Annotated in this window: 1 protein-coding gene; it reads left to right on the forward strand. The window is 72.4% G+C overall.

Translation table 11 applies throughout. From position 1 onward, the window contains the following. The coding region (locus FVW27_RS18205) for a glycosyltransferase family 9 protein (RefSeq protein ID WP_167127918.1) at window positions 1–702 on the forward strand (702 nt) is incomplete at both ends.

Raw genomic sequence — 702 nt, forward strand, 5'->3', positions numbered from 1 at the left:
AGCCCGTCCTGCTGGGTGGCCCGGCAGAGGCGGCGCTGGGGGCCGACGTGGCCCGCCGCGCCAACACCCCGGCCCTGAACCTGTGCGGCCGCTTCACCCTGCCGGAACTGGTGGCCTTCACCCGTTCGCTGCGCCTGCTGGTCACGCCGGACACCGGCCCCATGCACGTGGCCGCCTGGACCCAGACCCCCACCCTGAACCTGTCCATGGGACCGGTGAACGCCTGGGAAACCGCCCCCTTTCCCCCCGGACATCACGTGCTGCGCGCCACCATCAGCTGCGTGGGCTGCTGGCGGTGCACCCAGCCTTCCGTGCTGTGCCGCGACAGGTTCGACCCCGCTCGGGTGGCATCGTTGGTGCACGCGCTGCTGCGCGAACAGGACGCCGTCCCGGCCCAATCAGCCAATGGCACGAATGGTGCCACCGCCGCCTCGCGCGTTGCCCGGCTGCGCCTGCCGGGTCTGGAACTGCTGCGAACCGGGCGTGACACACTGGGCCTCTTCGACCTCATTCCCGTGGGCGACAACGGCAACGGGCTGCAGGCAATGCCCCGCCGCCTGTTCGGTCAGTTCTGGAAGGCCTTCTGGGCATGGCGACTCGGCCTGCACGGCGAGGCCTCCGCCTGCCGGGCCTGGGCCGATCTTGCCGCCGCCTCGCCCCGTCTGGCCGAAGCCCTGCGCCGCGCCCTGTCGGGCCTTGGGC

This window comes from Nitratidesulfovibrio liaohensis, assembly GCF_011682075.1.
GTDB lineage: Bacteria > Desulfobacterota > Desulfovibrionia > Desulfovibrionales > Desulfovibrionaceae > Cupidesulfovibrio > Cupidesulfovibrio liaohensis.